Annotated in this window: 7 protein-coding genes; 4 read left to right on the top strand and 3 right to left on the bottom strand. The window is 69.1% G+C overall.

The window, feature by feature from the left end; all coding sequences use genetic code 11:
* Positions 1–112: 112 nt before the first annotated feature.
* Positions 113–481, bottom strand: a complete 369-nt coding sequence (locus tag PKE44_RS05275) for a type II toxin-antitoxin system VapC family toxin (protein ID WP_324548756.1) — start codon at positions 479–481, stop codon at positions 113–115.
* Positions 478–723, bottom strand: coding sequence for a DUF2281 domain-containing protein (locus tag PKE44_RS05270; protein WP_324548754.1), 246 nt, complete (start codon positions 721–723; stop codon positions 478–480). The genes PKE44_RS05275 and PKE44_RS05270 overlap by 4 nt, the downstream gene beginning before the upstream one ends.
* A gap of 1,135 nt (positions 724–1,858) precedes the next feature.
* On the opposite strand from PKE44_RS05270, the gene PKE44_RS05265 reads away from it, so the two are divergent.
* On the top strand, positions 1,859–2,548 hold the full coding sequence (locus tag PKE44_RS05265; RefSeq protein WP_324548752.1) for a YoaK family protein: 690 nt from the start codon (positions 1,859–1,861) through the stop codon (positions 2,546–2,548).
* A 33-nt stretch (positions 2,549–2,581) separates the two neighbouring features.
* Here PKE44_RS05265 and PKE44_RS05260 read toward each other — a convergent pair whose 3' ends face one another.
* On the bottom strand, positions 2,582–3,526 hold the full coding sequence (locus tag PKE44_RS05260) for a GlxA family transcriptional regulator (RefSeq protein WP_324548750.1): 945 nt from the start codon (positions 3,524–3,526) through the stop codon (positions 2,582–2,584).
* Positions 3,527–3,647: 121 nt separating this feature from the next.
* Here PKE44_RS05260 and PKE44_RS05255 point away from each other — a divergent pair, with 121 nt between their 5' ends.
* The 3 genes from PKE44_RS05255 (at position 3,648) to PKE44_RS05245 (ending at position 5,114) form a co-directional block, all read left to right on the top strand.
* Positions 3,648–4,451 carry an SDR family oxidoreductase gene (locus PKE44_RS05255; RefSeq protein WP_324548748.1) on the top strand — a complete coding sequence of 268 codons (804 nt, stop codon included), beginning with the start codon at positions 3,648–3,650 and terminating at the stop codon, positions 4,449–4,451.
* A gap of 185 nt (positions 4,452–4,636) precedes the next feature.
* Positions 4,637–4,861 carry a DUF6290 family protein gene (locus PKE44_RS05250; protein WP_324548746.1) on the top strand — a complete coding sequence of 75 codons (225 nt, stop codon included), beginning with the start codon at positions 4,637–4,639 and terminating at the stop codon, positions 4,859–4,861.
* The gene (locus tag PKE44_RS05245) at positions 4,845–5,114 is read left to right on the top strand and encodes a type II toxin-antitoxin system RelE/ParE family toxin (protein WP_324548744.1); all 270 of its coding nucleotides are present in this window, start codon (positions 4,845–4,847) and stop codon (positions 5,112–5,114) included. Before PKE44_RS05250 ends, PKE44_RS05245 begins: the two co-directional genes overlap by 17 nt.
* Positions 5,115–5,218 lie beyond the last annotated feature (104 nt).

The raw sequence follows: 5,218 nt of genomic DNA, 5'->3' as shown, positions 1-5,218 counted from the left end.
CGTTCTATACATTGCTCGTCAAGAGCGTGCATGTGCCGGGACGGGAAGACCCGGATGGGGAGGAAAGCGAGGTGGGGGGGCAGGTGGCGGTGCGTTGAAGGAACGCCGTGGATCAACCGGCCAGCGGCGAGTAGGCATCAAGTCCGGCGATGCCGTCGAAATCGCGGAGATTGTGCGTCGCCAACCGCAATCCGTATTCCAGCGCGGTCGCCGCGATCAGCGCATCGCCGAGGCTCATGCGTCGCTGCTGACGCAAACCGACAGCAAGCCGCACCGTCTCCGGTCCCGGATACAGCACGTCGAGGGCCGCGAATACCGTTTCCAGGGCTGCCCGTTCCGCTGCGTTCAGCCGGTGGTAGCCCAGTACCTCCACGACGCTGACCGCCGAGACCTTCGGCAAGCTGGCCGCCAGCCAGACGCGCAGCGCACCGTACTCGGGCTGGATCGCGTAGATCAGGAGATTGCTGTCGGCGAGGATCACGCATCCCGCCCCGGCAGCGGCCGCTCGGCACGCTGTGCCTGCTGCCATTGCACACCGTCGAGGCCGGCGAACGGATCGAGGCGCACGGCCACCTCCAGCGCCTCGAGCAGTCGCTGAGCGCGTTCCGTCGAAGCCGACCCGGCATTCCGGTTTTGCAGGAACCGGGCAAAGTCCAGCACCTCGCGCAGCGCGGATTCCGGCAGTTCGCGCCCGATGCGGGTCAGTTCGTCCAGCGTGCTCATGCGAGTGCCTCCGTCAGATGCCGCTGCCACCGGCAGCCGATGCGCGTGCCGCCAGTGTGCACGCTGCTGCGTCGCTCCGCCTGCCATGATGGGCACGAACGCGGGGCGAGCAAGTGGAGTCGGGATGAGGCGCGGTGGCGACAGGTTCGACTTGCCTGTTTCCGCCCCTTTCGTCTGGCGGTGCCCAGGCAGTCTTGCCGTAGCTCCGTTTCCACACCCCGCTCATCGAACCGGACGTGCGGGTCTCCCGCATCCGGCTCCCGGACAAGACATCACACGGTCGCCCACGGAAGGTCACGGGTTCTTTTCGGCAGACTCACCGGCACGCGCAGGCTGGCTTGAGGAACGAAACCCGGCTTTTGGCAAAGTAAAAAGCAGCAATCAAAAGCTTGATCACCAGCGCAACCAATTCGTTGTCCTCGCGTGCATCGAGTGCTGGGTTTCCTTCGTCAACCCAGCCTGCGAGTCGAAGCGTTCCCCGAACCCTGTCCTTGTCCCGCCGAGCCTCCCGTCCGAGTGCGCGGGCCTGCACGGCTTCGCTGCGAGGTGCCTCGCGGCAGCTCCGGGCTTCGCCGTCGAGGCTGCGAACTCCGGCCTCGGGATGACGGATGGGTCCGGCGAGGCTTGCTGCAGCGACAACCCTGTTCAGAGCCTCGACAAGCTAGCTCCGGACGAGGTTTCCGCACCAAAAAGCTGCGGACTGCACGCATTTAGCGCCGATATTGCACCAAAAAGCTGCAGACACCTCGTTCCGAACCACTTCGTCGAAGCTCGGAACCTCCTCGTCGAGGCTTTTTGCTCCGGCGTCGAGGCTTTTTGCTGCGACGACCTCGTTCAGAACCTCGATGAGGAGGCTCGGAACGACCTTTTCGGGCTTCGAAAGGCCGGCTGCAGGGTGAAAAACCTGGACATTGCATCAATGTGGTGCAAAAACCACCCCATGAACGTCGACAGCGAAGGTCGCGAGATGCGCCCGGCCGAAGCCGGCACCGACTGCCGGCCTGCGCTCCCGGGAATGCCCGTCACCACCGCCCCGACCACTCCCGGCTTGGTCCCCGCCGCCGCCGTCCCTACACTCGCGGACTTCTGCGACTGTCCGGGTCACTCCGGAGCCGCGCCACCGCCACCCTCGCCGATGAGCACCGATCACCCCGACACCGACGCCGAGACGCTCGCCCCGCACTGGGTCGTCACCGGCGGCATGCTGCTCGCCGGCTCGGCGGGCTTCGTCAACACGATCATGCTGAGCTTCTTCCACCTGCCGGTCTCGCACATGAGCGGCAGCGTCTCGAAGATCGGCATCGACCTCGTCAACGGCAACGCCGATGACCTGCAGGCCTTCCTCGGCATCGTCGGCGGCTTCCTGATCGGCGCCTTCCTGTCCGGCGTCATCATCGGCAACCGCAACCTGCGCCCCGGCCGCCGCTACGGACATTCGCTGCTGATCCAGGGAACGCTGCTGATGATCGCGACCTTTCTCGCGCAGTACGGCTACCTGATCGCGGTGCCGCTGGCCGCGACCGCCTGCGGCATGCAGAACGCGATGGCGAGCAGCTACCGCGGCCTGACGCTGCGCACCACGCACATCAGTGGCGTCGTCACCGACTTCGGCATCCATCTCGGCCACCTCGTGCGCGAGCGCCGGGTGCGCGATCCGTGGAAGCTCGTGCTGCTCGCCGGGCTGCTCGGCGCCTTCTTCACCGGTGGTGCGCTCGGCATGCTCGGCATCCGCGAATCCGGCCTCGGCATGCTGTACCTCGCGGCCTTCGGCAACCTGTTCGCGGGCATGCTGTACCTGATCGTCTATCCGCACGCCCCGCTGTAGGCGCGGGCGGCCGGACCCGCAGCGGCCGGGATTTCAGGCCGGCTGTGCGTCCCGGTTGCGCCGGCGCAGCGCCTGCGGCGGCTGGCCGTAGCCGCGCAGGAAGGCCCGGCGCAGGCGCTCGCGGTCGCCGAAGCCGGTGGCGCGTGCCACGACCGCCAGCCCGTGGCGACCGTCCTCGATCATCGCGCGCGCCGCCTCGATGCGCAGGCGCTCGACCGCCTTCGCCGGCGACTGGCCGGTCTCCTCGCGAAACACCCGGCTGAACTGGCGCGGACTCAGATGGACGGCGGCGGCGAGGGTCTCGACCGTCAGCGGCTCGGCGAGGTGTTCGCGGGCCCAGGCGAGCGCCTGACGGATGCGGTCGGATTTCGGCGCCAGCTCGACCAGCGTCGAGAACTGCGACTGGCCGCCGGCCCGGCGGTGATAGACGACGAGCTTGTGCGCGACCGACTTCGCGAGGGCGGGGCCGTGGTCGTCCTCCAGCAGCGCCAGCGCCAGATCGATGCCGGCGCTCATGCCGGCCGAGGTCCACACGCCCTGGTCGGCGCAGAAGATGCGGTCGGCCTCGACGCGGATCGCCGGATAGTGCTGCTGCAGCGCGGCGGCATGCGCCCAGTGCGTGGTTGCGCGCCGGCCGTCGAGCAGCCCGGCCTCGGCGAGCACGAAGGCGCCGGTGCAGATGCCGGCGATGCGCCGGGCGCCGCGGCCGGTGTCGCGCAGGTAGTCGAGCACGCCCGCCGGTGCCGGGTCCGGCACCAGCGCGCCGGTGACGATGATGGTGTCGGGGCTGTCGGGCCCGAATGCCCGGGTATCGATGCCGAAGCCGAGCGAGCTGCGCACGGGGCCACCGCCGGCCGAGTGCAGGTGCAGCGCGTAGCCGGCGTCGCCGAGGCTGGCGTTCGCCAGCTCGAACACCGACAGCGCCGCGAGCGACATGACCTGGAAACCGTCTGCCAGCACAAAACCGATCGTGCGCATCGCCGCAACCTCGATGTCCGTTTTCGATGTTTATATGACATTTGCGACATCGGCGCGGCGCGGGATGCTGAGGGCCGACGCCGTCCGCTCCCGGACCGGCGCAGCACCGGAGCCTCCGACCATGTCCGCACCAGCGGGTACTGCCCTCATCACCGGCGCCTCCTCCGGCATCGGCGCCGTCTATGCCGAGCGCCTCGCCGGCCGCGGCCACGACCTGATCCTCGTCGCCCGCAACGTCGAACGGCTCGACGCGCTGGCCGGGCTGCTGCGCACGCGCCACGGCGTGCACGTGCGCACCGTGAGCGCCGATCTCGGCACGCCGGCCGGCGTGACGACGGTCGAGGCGGTGCTGCGCAGTGACGAGTCGATCACGCTGCTGGTCAACAACGCCGGCTTCGGCAGCACCGCGCCGCTGCTGCAGTCCGATCCGGCGAGCATGACGCAGATGATCGACGTGAACGTCACGGCGCTGACCCGCCTGACCCAGGCCATCGCGCCGGGCTTCGTCGCGCGCGGCGGCGGCACGATCATCAACATCGCCTCGATCGTCGCGATCGGGCCGGAGCTGCTGAACGGCGTCTACGGCGCGACCAAGGCCTACGTGCTGGCCCTCAGCCAGTCGCTGCACAAGGAGCTGGCCGCGCACGGCGTGCGCGTGCAGGTGGTGCTGCCGGGGGCGACCGCCACCCGCTTCTGGGACATCGCCGGCCTGCCGGTCGAGCATCTGCCGGAAGCCTGGGTGATGTCGGCCTCCGATCTGGTCGATGCCGCGCTGATCGGACTGGATCGCGGCGAGTTCGCGACGCTGCCCTCGCTGATGGACGAATCCGAGTACACGGCCTGGGAAGCCGCGCGCCAGTCGATGCTCGGCCATCTGTCGAACGCGAGTCCGGCCGAGCGCTACCGGCTGACGGACCGGGGCTGAGCGCAGACGGCGGATGCCTGCACAGTGACCTCCGGCAGGCGCTGCGCGGGGGGTGTCGTGCTGCCTCCACCCTCCGCACGCAGGGCCCGGACGGGGATATAGTCAGCCCGGTTTCCCGCGCATGGGCGCCGGGGTCTTGCCATCCCGGCACGAACGCCGCCCGGCCGCTGACCCGGAGGTACACGATGCTGACGATCGAACTGCCGGCCGAACTCGAAGCCCGGCTGGAAGCGCTGGCCAGCGAGCACGGCCAGAGCGCCGGAGCCCTGGTCCGGGAGGCGGTGCTGAAGCTGCTCGACGATCTGGAAGACATCGCGGCGGCCGAGGCCGCCCTGGCCGAGATCGAAGCCGGTCACGGCCAGCCGGTCCCGCTCGAAGACGTGGTGAAAGCGTTTGGCCTGGAAGATTGAACTGGCGCCGGCGGCTCTCAGGGCGCTGAAACAGCTCGATCCGCCCGTCGCACGCCGCCTCCTGAGCTTCCTGCACCAGCGCCTTGCACCGCTCGACGATCCGCGCAGCCTGGGCGCTGCCCTGCAGGGAGCGCGCTTCGAGGGTCTCTGGCGCTACCGGGTCGGCGATTACCGGATCATCGCCCGCCTGCAGGACGACACCCTGCACATCCTCGTCGTCCACATCGGTCATCGGCGCGACGTCTACCGCTGAGCCCGCCGTTCACGGCACGGTTTCGTCCGCACCCTGCGCGTCGTTCGCCGCCAGCGCATCACGCGCCGCAATCGCCTCGGCGAGCGCGACGATGCGCGTCGCCT

Origin of the sequence: Plasticicumulans sp. (genome assembly GCF_035331805.1) — a bacterium.
Lineage (GTDB): Bacteria > Pseudomonadota > Gammaproteobacteria > Competibacterales > Competibacteraceae > Plasticicumulans.
Note: the sequence above shows the minus strand (reverse complement) of the source record. Positions and strands in the feature narration are given on the sequence as shown.